Source organism: Streptomyces sp. CA-251387 (assembly GCF_050936625.1).
Lineage (GTDB): Bacteria > Actinomycetota > Actinomycetes > Streptomycetales > Streptomycetaceae > Streptomyces.
On sequence record NZ_JBNJMJ010000001.1, the window covers coordinates 1,187,318 to 1,201,471 of the forward strand.

A 14,154-nucleotide genomic window follows, 5' to 3' on the forward strand; every position below is an offset into this window, starting at 1 on the left:
CTTGAGCCATGCGCCGCCCTTCAGCGGTACCCCGCCCTTGAGCCGTGCGCCGGCCTTGAGCCGTGCGTCGGCCTTGAGGGGCCGTCCCCTCAGATGACGTTCAGCGCCGCCGCGCAGCCCACCCCGCCGAGCACCATGAACGCCGGCATCAGCACCTTGAGCTCGACCCAGCTGCCCGCCCGGAACCGCATGGCCTTGGGCGGGCCGACGGGGTACCAGCGCTTGCGGCCGACCGGTATCGGCCACAGGATCGGGCAGCCCGACACCGTCAGCGCGTCCCCGATGTCGTGGACCAGCGCGCCCAGCACGATCGGCAGCCCCAGCCACAGGTACTCCTGGCCCGGCGCGGTGAACAGCCAGTCCGAACCGTTGCCCGGCTTGTCCAGGACGCCGGCGAGGATCCAGGAGCTGGTCGCGGCCAGCAGCCACACCAGGACATCGGCGCTGGCGCCACGGGTCGCGCGCCACAGCAGGCCCTCGATCGCCAGCACCAGGTGCGCGAAGAGGATCGCCAGCACGGCCCAGCGGCCGCCGGTGATCGTCAGGACCGAGGCGCCCGCGCCGATCAGGACCGCCCACAGCCAGGTGTGGGTGAGCGTGCGGTGCCCGCCGGAGCGACGCGGGTCGCCCTGCTTCCTCGTCGCCTTGTAGACGGCGTACGAGAGCTTGTCGACGATCTCGCACAGCCAGCGCGAGAGCGGTCCGAAGGCCCGCGAGATGGTGGCGGCCTTGTGATCGAGGTCCGGGGCGAGGGCTGCGCCGGCGCAGATCAGCGCGCCCGACAGCAGGACGGGCCAGGGCATTCCGTGCCCGGCAGCGGCCGCGGCCGCTCCGACGCCGAGCCAGGCGGCGGCGCCCGACAGTGAGTGTGCTGGTCCCATCATCGGTGTTGCCCGCCCCATTCCTCGTGTGCCGCTGTCCAGTTGACCGGGTTCGCTGACGTGTAGTCGGCGACACAGCGTAGCGTTCGCGATCTTCGTACCTGCAGCCGATTCCCCTATGGGCGACCGGGCCAGGCAAGATGGGTGGGTGACCCTCATCGATCAGCTGCCGCCGACCGCCGACCCCGACGCCCTCTACGAAGCCTTCGAGTCGTGGGCCGAGGAGCGTGGTCTCACGCTCTACCCCCACCAGGAGGAGGCGCTGATCGAGGTGGTCTCCGGCGCGAACGTGATCGTGTCGACGCCCACCGGCTCCGGGAAGAGCATGATCGCCGCGGGTGCCCACTTCGCCGCGCTGGCCCGGGACGAGGTCACCTTCTACACCGCTCCGATCAAGGCGCTCGTCTCGGAGAAGTTCTTCGAGCTGTGCAAGTTGTTCGGCACGGAGAACGTCGGCATGCTGACCGGCGATGCCTCCGTCAACGCCGATGCCCCCGTCATCTGCTGCACCGCGGAGGTGCTCGCGTCGATCGCGCTGCGCGACGGCAGGCAGGCGGATGTGGGCCAGGTCGTGATGGACGAGTTCCACTTCTACGCGGAGGCGGACCGCGGCTGGGCCTGGCAGATCCCCATCCTGGAGCTTCCTCAGGCGCAGTTCATCCTGATGTCGGCGACGCTCGGCGACGTCTCGATGTTCGAGAAGGACCTCACCCGGCGCACCGGCCGGCCGACGGCGGTGGTCCGCTCGGCGACCCGTCCCGTGCCGCTGTCCTACGAGTACAAGCTCACCCCGCTGACCGAGACGCTGACCGAACTGCTGGAGACCAAGCAGGCGCCCGTCTACATCGTGCACTTCACGCAGGCGCAGGCCGTGGAGCGGGCACAGGCGCTGATGAGCATCAACATGTGCTCGCGCGAGGAGAAGGACCAGATCGCCGAGCTGATCGGCAACTTCCGCTTCACCACCAAGTTCGGCCGCAACCTCTCCCGTTACGTGCGGCACGGCATCGGTGTCCACCACGCCGGCATGCTGCCCAAGTACCGCCGCCTGGTGGAGAAGCTCGCGCAGGCCGGTCTGCTGAAGGTGATCTGCGGCACGGACACGCTGGGCGTCGGCGTCAACGTCCCCATCCGCACGGTGCTGTTCACGGCCCTCACCAAGTACGACGGCAACCGTGTCCGCACGCTGCGGGCCCGTGAGTTCCACCAGATCGCGGGGCGCGCCGGCCGAGCGGGCTTCGACACGGCGGGCTTCGTCGTCGCCCAGGCCCCCGAGCACGTCATCGAGAACGAGAAGGCGCTCGCCAAGGCCGGAGACGACCCGAAGAAGCGCCGCAAGGTCGTTCGCAAGAAGGCACCCGAGGGCTTCGTCGGCTGGACGGAGAACACGTTCGAGAAGCTCATCGCCTCCGAGCCGGAGCCCCTGACCTCCCGCTTCCGGGTGACGCACACCATGCTGCTGTCGGTGATCGCCCGCCCCGGCAACGCCTTCGAGGCGATGCGGCATCTGCTGGAGGACAACCACGAGCCGCGCAAGCAGCAGCTGCGGCACATCCGGCGGGCGATCGCGATCTACCGCTCGCTGCTGGACGGCGGCATCGTCGAGAAACTCGACGAGCCGGACGCCGCCGGCCGCATCGTCCGCCTCACGGTCGACCTCCAGCAGGACTTTGCGCTCAACCAGCCGCTGTCCACCTTCGCCCTGGCCGCGTTCGAGCTGCTGGACCCGGAGTCGCCGTCCTACGCCCTGGACATGGTCTCCGTCGTCGAATCGACCCTGGACGATCCGCGGCAGATCCTCGTCGCCCAGCAGAACAAGGCCAAGGGCGAGGCCGTGGCCGCGATGAAGGCGGACGGCGTCGAGTACGAGGAGCGCATGGAGCGGCTCCAGGACATCAGCTACCCGAAGCCTCTGGAGGAGCTCCTCTTCCACGCGTACAACACGTACCGCAAGAGCCACCCGTGGGTGGGTGACCACCCGCTGTCGCCGAAGTCCGTCATCCGCGACATGTACGAACGGGCGCTGTCCTTCACGGAGTTGGTGTCCTACTACGAGCTGGCCCGCACCGAGGGCATCGTCCTGCGCTACCTCGCCAGTGCCTACAAGACCCTCGACCACAACATCCCGGACGACCTCAAGTCCGAGGATCTCCAGGATCTGATCGAGTGGCTCGGCGAGATGGTGCGCCAGGTCGACTCCAGCCTGCTCGACGAGTGGGAGCAGCTCGCCAACCCGGAGGAGATGACCGCCGAGGAGGCCCAGGAGAAGGCCGACGAGGTCAAGCCGGTCACCACCAACGCGCGTGCCTTCCGCGTCCTCGTCCGTAACGCCATGTTCCGCCGCGTCGAGCTCGCCGCGCTGGACCAGGTCGAGGAACTGGGCGAGATGGACGCCGAGTCCGGCTGGGACGCCGACGCCTGGGGCGAGGCGATGGACAAGTACTGGGACGAGTACGACGACCTCGGCACCGGACCCAACGCCCGTGGCCCCAAGCTCCTGGTGATCGAGGAGGAACCGGCGAGCCGCCTGTGGCGGGTCCGCCAGATCTTCGACGACCCGAACGGCGACCACGACTGGGGCATCAGCGCGGAGATCGACCTCGACGCCTCCGACGCGGAGGGCCGCGCGGTGGTCCGCGTCACCGACGTAGGCCAGCTGTGAGCACAGGAGAATCCCACCCATGACGACGAACCCGGCCGAGAGGCTCGTCGACCTGCTCGACCTGGAGCAGATCGAGGTCAACATCTTCCGCGGGCGCAGCCCGCAGGAGTCCCTGCAGCGGGTCTTCGGCGGCCAGGTGGCCGGCCAGGCGCTGGTCGCCGCCGCGCGCACCACGGACGGCGACCGGCCCGTGCACTCGCTGCACGCGTACTTCCTGCGCCCGGGCCGGCCGGGCGTGCCGATCGTGTACCAGGTCGAACGGGTGCGGGACGGACGGTCCTTCACGACCCGCCGGGTCACCGCCGTGCAGCAGGGCCGCACGATCTTCAATCTCACCGCCTCCTTTCATCAGCCTGAGCAAGGGAGCTTCGAGCACCAGCTGCCGCCGGCCCGCAAGGTCCCGGACCCGGAGTCGCTGCCGACGGTCACCGACGAGATCCGGGAACATCTGGGCACGCTGCCCGAGCAGTTGGAGCGGATGGCGCGCCGTCAACCCTTCGACATCCGCTATGTGGACCGGCTGCGCTGGACCGCCGAGGAGGTCAAGGACGCCGAACCGCGCAGCGCGGTGTGGATGCGCGCGGTCGGGCCGCTGGGCGACGACCCGGTCGTGCACACCTGCGCGCTGACCTACGCCAGTGACATGACCCTTCTGGACGCCGTCCGCATCCCGGTCGAACCCCTGTGGGGGCCGCGGAGCTTCGACATCGCGTCGCTGGACCACGCCATGTGGTTCCACCGGCCGTTCCGCGCGGACGAGTGGTTCCTGTACGACCAGGAGTCGCCGATCGCCACTGGAGGACGGGGTCTCGCCCGCGGGCGGATCTACGACGTGGAGGGACGCCTGCTGGTGTCCGTCGTCCAGGAAGGTCTGTTCAGGGCGCTGTAGCCGGAAGGCTCAGGGCGCTGCAGTCCGGACGGTTCGGCGGCACAGCCAGCTCAGCAGACCGCGTGACGGCTCCGGCTCCTCGGGCGGGGGCGCGCCAATGTGCCCGGGATGCGTCGGCGCCGGGGCCCGACTCCGTGTGGGGCGCGGGGCGGGCCTCTTCTCGCGTGCTTCGTCCAGGACTGCTGTCAGGTCGGCCCGCAGCAGGCTGATCTCGTCCGGGTCGGCCGCCGTCATGAGCTTCTCGGCGATGTGTGCGGCGGGCGATCCGGGTGCTCCGGATGCCGGTGGCCCTGGCCGGAAGCGGTTGACATGGGAGCGCTCATAGGGGTCGGGGACGATTTCCGCGATCTGGACGGGATCGAGGAAGGCGGCCAGCGCGCCGGCCCTCTCCCATGGGTCGTCGGCCTGTCGCAGCAGGAAACCCCGGTGCCGGCCGCGCCAGTTGCGCGGACGTAGATCGACACCCGCGTCCAGCATGGCGCGCAGCCCCTCGGGCATGCGACGGTCCTTCAGCAACGGGGCGTTCGTCTCGTCGGCGGCGAACTGCTCCAACTCCTCGGCGAGATACAGCCAGACCACGGCCCGGTAGCGGTTGAGGTACCACTTCACCGGCACGACCAGGCCCAGGCGTGCGAGACGCGTGAACCTGCCGGCGGGCACGTGCATCATCGCCGCGCCCTCTGTCGTCCCGGTGACCGTCACGCGCTCCAGCAGCGATTCGGGGAACCTCGCCCCCGCCCTCAGCCGTTCGATCTCGGAGCGGAGGACGCGCCGGCCCCCGCCTCCCTCGTCGGGCACGGTCCGGACGAGTCCGAGGTGGACGGCGAGGTCCAAGTCGCCTCGCTTCAGTCCCAGTTCCCGGGCCGCGCGACCCGGGGCAAAGGAGAGGTGGTGCGGTTTCGTGATGGTGTCGCCTGACATGGCCGTCTCCCCCGTGGAGTCAGTGGGTCACGCTGTGTGCGCTCGCCGTGACAAAAACCGTAGCCGGTCCGCCGAATCTCGTGGCGGGCCTGTGGATAACTCCGCGGGGGACGACGAATCAGCAGGTCAGAGCTCTGTGGTCGGAGCCCGGTCGGGCTGTCGGGCGTCCACGTCGAGGTGCTCGCCGACCCGGTTGACGAGCAGGGTCATCTCGTAGGCGATCTGGCCGATGTCGGCCTCGGCGCCGCTGAGCACGCACAGACAGCTGCCGGTGCCCGCCGCGGTGACGAACAGCACGGCGTCGTCGAACTCGACCATCGTCTGGCGCACTCTGCCCGCGCCGAAGTGCCGTCCTGAGCCCTTGGCCAGACTGTGCAGTCCGGACGAGACGGCGGCGAGGTGCTCGGCGTCCTCGCGTCGCAGTCCCGTGCTCGCACCGGTCACCAGGCCGTCGTTGGACAGCACCAACGCGTGCCGCACATGATCGACGCGTTCGGTCAGGTCGTCCAGGAGCCAGCCAAGTCCCTGGTTCTGCGCCATGATCCGGTCTCCCCGTGTAGATGTCTCCCCCTGTCACCGGAGGATCTCTTCGCCACCCTTCCCGACAATCCGGCCCACGGGCAAGGAGGATGGGGGCATGGCGCAGAAGATGACCGATGAGGAATGGCGTGCGTTCGTCTCGTACGGCACACGCACCGGAAAGCTGTCGACCGTGCGAGCCGACGGCAGTCCGCATGTGACGCCGATCTGGTTCGTGCTCGACGGGGACGAGGTGGTGTTCAACACCGGCAAGTCGAGTGTGAAGGGGCGCAATGTGGCCCGTGACGGCCGGGTGGCTCTGTGCGTGGACGACGACCGGCCCCCGTACGCCTTCGTGGTACTGCAGGGCCAGGCCCGGATTTCGGAGGATCTCGACGAACTGCGGCACTGGGCCGGCCGCATCGGGGCGCGGTACATGGGCGAAGACCGCGCGGAGGAGTTCGGGGCCCGCAACGGTGTCCCGGGTGAACTCCTCGTCCGCGTCAAGATCGACAGGGTACTGGCGGAGAAGGGCGTCTCGGACTGACGGCGCTCCGAACTCCGGTCCGTACCAGAGGCCGACGCGGCTGAAGCCAGTCACCCCACCGAGTCGAGCAGCCGGGCGGTGTGCATCCGCCCGGCGTACTCGACGAGCCGGATCAGCACCTCCTTGCCCGAGTCACGGTCCCGCGCGTCGCACAGCACCACCGGCGTCCCCTGGTCCAGGTCGAGGGCGCGTGAGACGTCGGCGGCGCCGTACGTACGGGCTCCCGCGAAGCAGTTGACGGCCACGACGAACGGGATGTGCCGGTGCTCGAAGTAGTCCACCGCGGGGAAGCAGTCCTCCAGGCGCCGCGTGTCCGCGAGGACCACCGCACCCAGGGCTCCCTGCGACAACTCGTCCCACAGGAACCAGAAGCGGTCCTGACCCGGGGTGCCGAAGAGGTAGAGGGACAGGCCGGACCGGATGGTGATGCGCCCGAAGTCCATGGCGACGGTCGTGGTGACCTTCTGGTCCACGCCGCCGGTGTCGTCCACCGACTGCCCTGCCTCGCTGAGGAGTTCCTCGGTGCGCAGCGGCCTGATCTCACTGACCGCGCCCACCAGCGTGGTCTTGCCCACGCCGAACCCGCCGGCGACAAGTATCTTCAACGCCAGCGCGGTGCTCTCGCCACCGGAGGCGTCGGAGTGCTCAGAGACCATCGATCACTTCTCTCGGGAGTGCCGGCATCGGTCGACGTCGGTGTGCGAAGTCAGCATCATGACAACTGCGGTGGCCCTTCGTGGGATCGGACCGCATTTGGCCGGTTCTGACATGTCATCTACAGCGCCCGCAATCCTTCGATCACCTCGCGCAGGATCCGCTCGTCCGGCAGCTGTGCGGGCGGTACCGGACGGCTGACGGTGACGCAGCCCAGTTCCAGGAGATCGCCGAGGAGCACCCGGACGACCCCCACGGGCAGGTCGGCGCCCGCGGCGAGTTCCGCGACCGACTGCGTTTCGGTACGGCACAGTTCGATGAGGGCCCGGTGTTCCGGCCCGAGCGCGGTGTCGTCGTCGGCTCCGGGCGCGGCGGCGTCCAGCGTGACGAGGGCGATCAGGTCAAAACGCACTCCGGTGGGACCGGGTCTGGTGCGTCCGCCCGTCATGGCGTACGGGCGCACCAGGGGCCCGGCCTCGTTGTCGTACCACTGACTGCCCTGCTCGCGCGGGGTGTCCGTCGTGTCCTCGGTCATCGTGCGCGGACCGCCCTTCCGCTCATCCCGCGGCGGGTGGCCGCGCGGCGGCGCGCGGCGGCGTGTAGAGGTGCTCGCCGACGCGTTTGACCAGCCGTGCCATCTCGTACGCCACCAGCCCGATGTCGGCGGTCACGGCGGTGAGGACGGCGAGGCAGGAGCCGTCGCCCGCGGCCGCCACGAACAGGAAGGCGTCGTCCATCTCGACCATGGTCTGCCGCACCCCGCCGGCGCCGAAGTGCCGGCCCGCGCCCTTGGCCAGGCTGTGGAAGCCGGAGGCGACCGCGGCGAGGTGCTCGGCGTCCTCGCGGCGGAGGTCGGTCGACGCACCCACGGCGAGTCCGTCGGTGGACAGCACCACGGCGTGCCGCACCTCGCGCACCCGCAGCACCAAGTCGTCCAGCAGCCAGTCGAGTTCACCGGACCTTCCCCGCTCCCGGCCTCGCTCGCGCGGGGGGACCTCCACGGCGTCCCTCATGCTCGGATCCTGGATCATGCGAGGTCTCCTTCGCTGCTGTCGCTGCGCGCTGTGGAATCGGGAGTGGCGGCGCGGCCGGGCCGCCTGCCGCCGCCGCGTGCCCAGCCGTCGCGGTAGGCCGCCATGCGGTCCCTGACGAGTTCGGGGGTGCGCTGGTCGTCGTCATGGGAGGGGGCCGTCCCCGGCGGTTCCTCGGGGCGTCCCTCCCGCAGCTGGGGCGCGAGGCTCGCCTGCCGTACGCGGCGCGGAAGGTCGTCGGAGGCTTCGGAGTCGTCCGGAGGGCGGTGCAGTCGCAAGGTGGTGACTCCGGGGGGTGGGGTGTCGGTGGTGGGCTCGGCCGAGGGCGGGGCTGGGGCCACCAGGGCGGGCCGGTCGGCGGCAGCGTGGACGGATCCCTGGTGCCGGTCGGCGACCGCGTGGACGGAACCCTGGTGCCGGTCGGCGACCGGCACGCGCGCGTACTCGCCTTCGGCCATTCGCTCGGTGCCCGCCGACTTGCCGGGGGAACGTTCCGCCGTGGCGTTGTGCAGCAGAGACGTGGGCAGCAGGACGACCGCGGTGGTGCCGCCGTAGGGCGAGGTGCGCAGGTGCACCTTGATGCCGTGCCGGGACGCGAGCCTGCTCACCACGAAGAGGCCGAGTCGGTCGCTGTCGAACAGGTCGAGCGCCTCGGACTGTGCGATGCGCCGGTTGGCCTCGGCGAGGGTCTCCTTGCCCATGCCCAGGCCGCGGTCCTCGACCTCGACGGCGTAGCCGTTGCCGACGGGCTCCCCGGTTACGCGCACGCGCGTGTGGGGCGGCGAGAACTGGGCGGCGTTCTCCACGAGTTCGGCCAGGAGGTGGGTGAGGTCGGCGACGGCCGCGCCGATGACGGACGCCTCGGGGAGCTGTCGTACGTCCACGCGCGCGTAGTCCTCGACTTCGGAGACGGCCGCACGGACCACGTTGGTCAGGGAGACCGGCATCCGCCAGGCCCGCCCAGGCGCCGCGCCCGAGAGGATGATCAGGCTCTCGGCGTGGCGTCGCATCCGCGTGGTGAGGTGGTCGAGCCGGAAGAGGTCGCTCAGTTCGTTGGGGTCGTCGGAGCGCCGCTCCATGCTGTCCAGCAGGCTCAGTTGGCGGTGCACGAGGACCTGGCTGCGGCGGGCGAGGTTGACGAAGACCCCGGAGATGCCGCTGGCGAGCTCGGCGCGCTCCACGGCGGCCCGGAGCGCGGCGCGGTGGACGGTGCCCAGAGCCTCGGCCACCTGACCGGTCTCGTCCTCGGCGGACGGCCCGGGCGGTGCCTCGGCCTGGACGTCGATCTCCTCACCGGCCCGCAGTTTCCGCATCGCCTCGGGGAGCTTGCGCCGGGCGATCTCCAGGGCGCTGTTGCGCAGGCTCACCAGCTCGACGACGAGGCCGCGGCCGATGCGTACGGAGATCACGAGAGAGGCGGCGACGGCGGCGAGGCCGAGAAGGACGGCGGCACCGGCGGGGGTGAGCAGACCGCGGGTGAAGGGGTCGGCGCGATCCGCGACGCCGCGCCCGGCGTCCTGCTCGATCGTCCGCATTCCGGCCTGCACGCGTGCGTGTGCCTTGCTCCAGGTGGACTCGGCCGCCGCGTCGATCGCCCGTACGCCCGGTGCGGCGGCGAGGACCTTGTCCTCGGCGGCGGCCACCGTCGCGTAGGCGCTGCCGTCGGCGAGGTTCTGCCAGGCCGTGTGTTCCGGGCCGCTCAGGTCGGCGACGGCGGACTCCGTGAGGGTACGGCGGGTGTCGACGGCGCCGGTGAACAGCCGCAGCCGCTGTCCTTCGAGGCGCCCGGCGAGGCGTGCGCTGTCCAGGACGACGTCCTCCTGGGCCAACGCCTCGCCCGCACGGGCGAATTCGAGCAGTACGCGCGCGTCGGAACCGAGCTCGGCGTCCTGGATTCCGGTGAGCGCACCGCCCACCGAGAACGCGCCGGCGATGGTCTTCGTGTACCGCCCGTACGCCTCGTCCCAGCCCGCGCGGCGGTCGAGGACGGCACTTCGTACAGTGCTCAGCTGCTCGGCGCCGGTGACGAAGGCCTCGAGCCGCCGGGCCACTCCGGAGGGGAGCTCCTCGCCGTCGGCGACCGTGCTGCGGCTGTCGAGCCGCAGCCGTGCCACCGCCTTGTCCGTGTCCTGCGCGAGCTTCTTGTAGGCGCCGCTCTGCCCGGCGGACGGATCGCCCGCATAGCGCACCGCGGCGGCGCGTTCGGCCTGGAGCGCGGCGACGGCGGTCGCGACAGGCGCCCTGATATCGGAGTCGACGCGCTGCAACTGGCGCAATCTGGAGACGTCCTGCGCGGTGGTGACGGTGGCGTAGGCCCACAGGGCCAGCAGGGAGACGACCGGCACCATCAGCAGGCAGACGATCTTGGCGCGGACGGTGCGCGGCCGTAGGCGCCAGCGCTCCGCGCGCGTGGGCAGGTCGTCCGGCGTCCCGCCCGTGGGCTCTTCGGGGCCTTCGTCGGCCGGCGGTCCGGCGTGGGCGCGGCGGCCGCGCACGGGGGGCGGTGACGGCGTCTCGCCGCCGGCTGCGGTGGTCCTACGGGATGTACGCATGGCCTCCTCGCTCGGAAGTGGTTCGAGGGCGTGCCCTCCCGGGCCGTCCCCGGTCGGGACCCGCCGCTAGCCTGCGGCGCCCCCGACCGGCCGCTGGGCCGACGCGGATGCCTCGCGTTCCCCCGCGGTGGGCGACAGGGCGACGAAGGCCGAGGTCAGGAAGAGGTAGGACCCGAGGCCGACGGCGAGGGGGAAGATGAACTGCATCGCCGTGGCCCCGGGCAGGACCTCACCGGAGGGCGTGACGTCCACGCCGACCGCGAACATCCCGGTGTAGTGCATGCTGCTGACCGCCGCGCCCATGATCAGGGAGGCGATGGTCACGGCGACGGGCGACTTGATGTTGAGCGCCGCCCACAGGGCCGCGGTCGCCGCGACGACGGCGATCAGGACGGAGAGTCCGACGAGGGCGGGGTCGTAGGTGACGTCGCCGTGGAGTCGTACGGCGGCCATGCCCAGGTAGTGCATGCTCGCGACGCCGAGCCCGGTGGTGAGCCCGCCGAGGAGGAGCGCGCGGTTACGGTCACGGCTGTATCCGACGGCGAAGACGCCGGCGCAGACGACGGTCATGGCGACGAGGAGGCTCACGATGGTGAGCGGCACGTCGTAGCGGATGTCGGTGCCGCTGACGCTGAAGCCCAGCATGGCCACGAAGTGCATGGTCCAGATGCCGGTGCCGATCGCCGAGGCCGCGGTGACGAGCCAGTTGCGGCGCGAGCGCCCGGTGGCGCCGAGCGCGCGGACGGTGCAGCGCAGCCCCAGCGCGGCGCCTATGCACGCCATCACGTACGACAGCACGGGGGTCAGCCAGCCGAGAGCGGCGTGGTCCAGGTGTCCCATGACCCCGGGACGCTAGCCGGGGCACGGGCGCACGAAGGGGGCGCATTTCGAAAGCTGTTGGAATATGACGCACAGATGCACCGGAACGATCGCGTCACGCTCGAACGTGTGCACAGCGGCGTCATCCGTGCCGGTGAGGGATCATGCGGAACATGAGCGACGACCACACACATGTGCAGGAGTTCTTCACGGCCCGCGCCGCCGACTGGGACAGCCGGTTCCCCGACGACGGTCCCGCCTACGCGGCCGCGGTCGCCGAGCTCGGGCTGCGCGAGGGGGATCGCGTACTGGACGCGGGCTGCGGCACGGGACGCGCCCTGCCGGCGCTGCGTGCCGCCGTGGGGCCCTCGGGAGTGGTCGTCGGCGCCGATCTGACCCCGGCGATGCTGGAGGCCGCCGTACGGGCCGGACGCGACCGGGACGGGCAGTTGCTGCTGGCCGACGTGGCCGCGCTGCCGTTGCGGTCGGAGTCGCTCGACGCCGTGTTCGCGGCCGGCCTCATCGCGCACCTGCCCCATCCGGAGGCGAACCTGCGGGAGTTGGCCCGGGCGGTGCGCCCGGGCGGCACGCTCGCGCTGTTCCACCCGATCGGCCGGGCGGCGCTCGCGGCACGACAGGGCCGCCACATCACCCCGGACGACCTGCGGGCCGAACCGAATCTCCGGCCGCTGCTGGCCGATTCCGGGTGGCGCATGACGTCGTACGCCGACGAGGACGACCGGTTCCTGGCGCTGGCCGTACGGGAATCCTGAGGCCTCAGCCCTGCCCGGCGACGGCCACCACGAAGGCGTCGGGGTTGTCGAACATGACGTTGTGGCCGGCGCCGGGCACGGTCACCACACGCACGCCGGCGGCCTCCAGAGCCCTCCTGCCCGGGAGTTCACCACTGAGCTCGCCCTGAAGGAACACGCGGTCGACCGACAGGTCTTCGAGGATGTCCCGCATGATCGGCTCGGAACCGCGCCGCAGCCACGTTGCGCTGCGGTGCAGGGCGCGCGGGTCGGCCAGCCGCATGGTCGCCGCCCACAGGGGGCCGACTTCTTCCAGCACGCGCGCGTGCGCGCCTCCTACGAACTCCTCCTCGTCGTACGCCGTGATCCACGCGCTCCCCTCGGCGGGCAGAGGCGAGGCGTCGAGGTTGGCCTCGGTGAGGACCAGGCGGGAGACGAGGTCGGGCCGACGGTGGGCGAGCACGAGGGCGACGGAACCGCCCATGCTGTGTGCGATCAACTCCGCCCCGGTCAGCCCTGCCGCGTCCATGACCGCCGCGAGAGCGTCGGCGTGGTCCTCCAGCCGGTAGCCGAAGTCCTCGGGCCGGTCGCTGATGCCGTGCCCCGGCAGGTCGACGAACAGGCTGCGACGGCCTGCGAGTTCGGGCCGGGCCGCGATGTGGGCGTGGTACACGGAGGAGACCGACCCCAGTCCGTGCACGTACACGCGCGCGGGCCCCTCCCCCGGCGCCTCCGTCCAGCGAATGCAGTTGCCCTTGCCGTCGAATTCGGCCTGCCTCATCGCGTCCTCCCCTGAGTGCTCGGTCAGCGCCACACTCTATACCTCGATACCGAGGTATAGAAGCGGCGATATATGACGGCCAAGATGTACAGCGGACCTGAGGGAGAATGTGGGCATGCTGGAGCTCACCATCCTCGGATTCCTCTACGACACCCCGCTCCACGGCTATGAGCTGCGCAAACGCATCGCGGCCCTGACAGGGCACGTGAAGCCGGTCGCGGAGAGCACGCTGTACCCCGCGATCAAGCGGCTGGAGAAGGCGGGCATGCTGGCCCGCACCACCGAGCCCGGATCCGTGGCCGCTCCGCGTCACGTCCTGACGCTCACCGAAGCGGGACGACGGGAACTGCGCCGCCGACTGGCCGGGCCCGATGCGCGCGACATCAGCGACGAGAACCGCTGGTTCACGGTGCTCGCCTTCCTGCGCCACCTGGACGACGCGGCCGCCCAGCGCGCCGTACTGCGGCGTCGGCTGGCCTTCCTCGAAGAGCCCGCGAGCTTCTTCTACGACGGAGACCGGCCGCTGCGCGCGGAGGAGCTGGACGATCCCTTCCGGCGCGGCATCCTGACCATCGCGCGGGCGACGTCCCGGGCCGAACTCAGCTGGCTGCGCGAGACGATCGCCGCACTCGGCGGCTGAGCGGGGCGCCGGAGGGGTGCATGGGAGCACGGACCCGGGAGGCCATCTGCCGCGTGGGGATCCGCCGGCTCGCAGCGCTTCACCGCGCCGTCCCTCTTCTGCATCCGAGGCTCCAACTCTAGGTTGAGTAGGGAAAGACGGACGATCAGTCAGGTGCCACGCAGGGGGAAGGTGGTCAGCATGTGGGGCAGGGTGCGCAAGTCGGGTGCGCGATTCCTCCGTTCCTTGCGCGCGGAGGCGGACACCGGCAAGGACAGGCGCACGCACAACCTGTTCGAGGCTGCCGCCGTGTATGTGTCGGCTTGCGCGGAGGACGACCAGGACCAGATCGACGAGGCTGCCGGCTGGGTCTCCCCGGAGGCGCTCTCGTTCGGGGTGAGCGAGCTGGCGTGCCGGGCCGTCATCGCGCTCGCCCGGGAGCGCGACGAGTCGCCGCAGACCGTCGCCCGGTCCCTTCTCGGGCTCCCGGCAGCCTGACACCGCGGACAATCGCGGTCGATTCGCCC

Annotated in this window: 15 protein-coding genes; 6 read left to right on the plus strand and 9 right to left on the minus strand. The window is 70.9% G+C overall.

Translation table 11 applies throughout. The features are described 5' to 3' along the window. Window positions 1-89: 89 nt before the first annotated feature. The gene (locus ACQEV2_RS05160; protein WP_433036978.1) at window positions 90-884 is read right to left on the minus strand and encodes a metal-dependent hydrolase; all 795 of its coding nucleotides are present in this window, start codon (window positions 882-884) and stop codon (window positions 90-92) included. A gap of 145 nt (window positions 885-1,029) precedes the next feature. Here ACQEV2_RS05160 and ACQEV2_RS05165 point away from each other — a divergent pair, with 145 nt between their 5' ends. Together ACQEV2_RS05165 and ACQEV2_RS05170 are read left to right on the plus strand one after the other, a co-directional pair. Then, window positions 1,030-3,543, plus strand: a complete 2,514-nt coding sequence (locus ACQEV2_RS05165) for a DUF3516 domain-containing protein (RefSeq protein ID WP_433036980.1) — start codon at window positions 1,030-1,032, stop codon at window positions 3,541-3,543. Window positions 3,544-3,562: 19 nt separating this feature from the next. Continuing rightward, window positions 3,563-4,432, plus strand: a complete 870-nt coding sequence (locus ACQEV2_RS05170) for an acyl-CoA thioesterase (protein WP_433036982.1) — start codon at window positions 3,563-3,565, stop codon at window positions 4,430-4,432. Window positions 4,433-4,441: 9 nt separating this feature from the next. Here the strand turns inward: ACQEV2_RS05170 and ACQEV2_RS05175 are convergent, their stop codons facing one another. Next, window positions 4,442-5,353, minus strand: a complete 912-nt coding sequence (locus ACQEV2_RS05175; RefSeq protein ID WP_433036984.1) for a DUF6397 family protein — start codon at window positions 5,351-5,353, stop codon at window positions 4,442-4,444. A gap of 126 nt (window positions 5,354-5,479) precedes the next feature. Continuing rightward, window positions 5,480-5,893, minus strand: a complete 414-nt coding sequence (locus ACQEV2_RS05180; protein ID WP_433036986.1) for a roadblock/LC7 domain-containing protein — start codon at window positions 5,891-5,893, stop codon at window positions 5,480-5,482. A 97-nt stretch (window positions 5,894-5,990) separates the two neighbouring features. Here ACQEV2_RS05180 and ACQEV2_RS05185 point away from each other — a divergent pair, with 97 nt between their 5' ends. Further along, window positions 5,991-6,419: a PPOX class F420-dependent oxidoreductase gene (locus ACQEV2_RS05185; protein WP_433036988.1), complete on the plus strand. Its 429-nt coding sequence runs from the start codon at window positions 5,991-5,993 to the stop codon at window positions 6,417-6,419. A gap of 50 nt (window positions 6,420-6,469) precedes the next feature. On the opposite strand, the gene ACQEV2_RS05190 is transcribed toward ACQEV2_RS05185, so the two are convergent. The 5 genes from ACQEV2_RS05190 to ACQEV2_RS05210 form a co-directional block, all read right to left on the minus strand. After that, window positions 6,470-7,075: a GTP-binding protein gene (locus ACQEV2_RS05190; RefSeq protein WP_433036990.1), complete on the minus strand. Its 606-nt coding sequence runs from the start codon at window positions 7,073-7,075 to the stop codon at window positions 6,470-6,472. Between the two features lie 119 nt (window positions 7,076-7,194). Then, a complete protein-coding gene (locus tag ACQEV2_RS05195) occupies window positions 7,195-7,608 on the minus strand; it encodes a DUF742 domain-containing protein (RefSeq protein ID WP_433036992.1) in 414 nt (137 codons plus the stop codon). A 22-nt stretch (window positions 7,609-7,630) separates the two neighbouring features. After that, window positions 7,631-8,104: a roadblock/LC7 domain-containing protein gene (locus ACQEV2_RS05200; RefSeq protein ID WP_433036994.1), complete on the minus strand. Its 474-nt coding sequence runs from the start codon at window positions 8,102-8,104 to the stop codon at window positions 7,631-7,633. Then, on the minus strand, window positions 8,101-10,656 hold the full coding sequence (locus ACQEV2_RS05205) for a sensor histidine kinase (RefSeq protein ID WP_433036996.1): 2,556 nt from the start codon (window positions 10,654-10,656) through the stop codon (window positions 8,101-8,103). The genes ACQEV2_RS05200 and ACQEV2_RS05205 overlap by 4 nt, the downstream gene beginning before the upstream one ends. Window positions 10,657-10,722: 66 nt before the next feature. Next, on the minus strand, window positions 10,723-11,496 hold the full coding sequence (locus tag ACQEV2_RS05210; protein ID WP_433036998.1) for an MHYT domain-containing protein: 774 nt from the start codon (window positions 11,494-11,496) through the stop codon (window positions 10,723-10,725). Window positions 11,497-11,648: 152 nt separating this feature from the next. Between ACQEV2_RS05210 and ACQEV2_RS05215 the strand changes: the two genes are divergently transcribed. Next, window positions 11,649-12,248, plus strand: a complete 600-nt coding sequence (locus ACQEV2_RS05215; RefSeq protein ID WP_433037000.1) for a class I SAM-dependent methyltransferase — start codon at window positions 11,649-11,651, stop codon at window positions 12,246-12,248. Window positions 12,249-12,252: 4 nt separating this feature from the next. On the opposite strand, the gene ACQEV2_RS05220 is transcribed toward ACQEV2_RS05215, so the two are convergent. Beyond that, window positions 12,253-13,008 carry an alpha/beta fold hydrolase gene (locus ACQEV2_RS05220; RefSeq protein WP_433037002.1) on the minus strand — a complete coding sequence of 252 codons (756 nt, stop codon included), beginning with the start codon at window positions 13,006-13,008 and terminating at the stop codon, window positions 12,253-12,255. Between the two features lie 115 nt (window positions 13,009-13,123). Between ACQEV2_RS05220 and ACQEV2_RS05225 the strand changes: the two genes are divergently transcribed. Both ACQEV2_RS05225 and ACQEV2_RS05230 read left to right on the plus strand, forming a co-directional pair. Further along, complete coding sequence (locus tag ACQEV2_RS05225; RefSeq protein ID WP_433037004.1) at window positions 13,124-13,648, plus strand: PadR family transcriptional regulator; 525 nt, start codon at window positions 13,124-13,126, stop codon at window positions 13,646-13,648. Window positions 13,649-13,828: 180 nt separating this feature from the next. Further along, entirely contained in the window at window positions 13,829-14,125 is a 297-nt protein-coding gene (locus tag ACQEV2_RS05230) for a hypothetical protein (protein ID WP_433037006.1), read from the plus strand. The last annotated feature ends 29 nt before the right edge of the window (window positions 14,126-14,154 follow it).

What these genes read in the sequence shown, in the direction of transcription:
- ACQEV2_RS05160 (WP_433036978.1), bottom strand. Translation starts at nt 884, where the DNA reads ATGATGGGACCAGCACACTCACTGTCGGGCGCCGCCGCCTGGCTCGGC.
- ACQEV2_RS05170 (WP_433036982.1), top strand. Translation starts at nt 3,563, where the DNA reads ATGACGACGAACCCGGCCGAGAGGCTCGTCGACCTGCTCGACCTGGAG.
- ACQEV2_RS05175 (WP_433036984.1), bottom strand. Translation starts at nt 5,353, where the DNA reads ATGTCAGGCGACACCATCACGAAACCGCACCACCTCTCCTTTGCCCCG.
- ACQEV2_RS05180 (WP_433036986.1), bottom strand. Translation starts at nt 5,893, where the DNA reads ATGGCGCAGAACCAGGGACTTGGCTGGCTCCTGGACGACCTGACCGAA.
- ACQEV2_RS05185 (WP_433036988.1), top strand. Translation starts at nt 5,991, where the DNA reads ATGGCGCAGAAGATGACCGATGAGGAATGGCGTGCGTTCGTCTCGTAC.
- ACQEV2_RS05190 (WP_433036990.1), bottom strand. Translation starts at nt 7,075, where the DNA reads ATGGTCTCTGAGCACTCCGACGCCTCCGGTGGCGAGAGCACCGCGCTG.
- ACQEV2_RS05195 (WP_433036992.1), bottom strand. Translation starts at nt 7,608, where the DNA reads ATGACCGAGGACACGACGGACACCCCGCGCGAGCAGGGCAGTCAGTGG.
- ACQEV2_RS05200 (WP_433036994.1), bottom strand. Translation starts at nt 8,104, where the DNA reads ATGATCCAGGATCCGAGCATGAGGGACGCCGTGGAGGTCCCCCCGCGC.
- ACQEV2_RS05205 (WP_433036996.1), bottom strand. Translation starts at nt 10,656, where the DNA reads ATGCGTACATCCCGTAGGACCACCGCAGCCGGCGGCGAGACGCCGTCA.
- ACQEV2_RS05210 (WP_433036998.1), bottom strand. Translation starts at nt 11,496, where the DNA reads ATGGGACACCTGGACCACGCCGCTCTCGGCTGGCTGACCCCCGTGCTG.
- ACQEV2_RS05215 (WP_433037000.1), top strand. Translation starts at nt 11,649, where the DNA reads ATGAGCGACGACCACACACATGTGCAGGAGTTCTTCACGGCCCGCGCC.
- ACQEV2_RS05220 (WP_433037002.1), bottom strand. Translation starts at nt 13,008, where the DNA reads ATGAGGCAGGCCGAATTCGACGGCAAGGGCAACTGCATTCGCTGGACG.
- ACQEV2_RS05225 (WP_433037004.1), top strand. Translation starts at nt 13,124, where the DNA reads ATGCTGGAGCTCACCATCCTCGGATTCCTCTACGACACCCCGCTCCAC.
- ACQEV2_RS05230 (WP_433037006.1), top strand. Translation starts at nt 13,829, where the DNA reads ATGTGGGGCAGGGTGCGCAAGTCGGGTGCGCGATTCCTCCGTTCCTTG.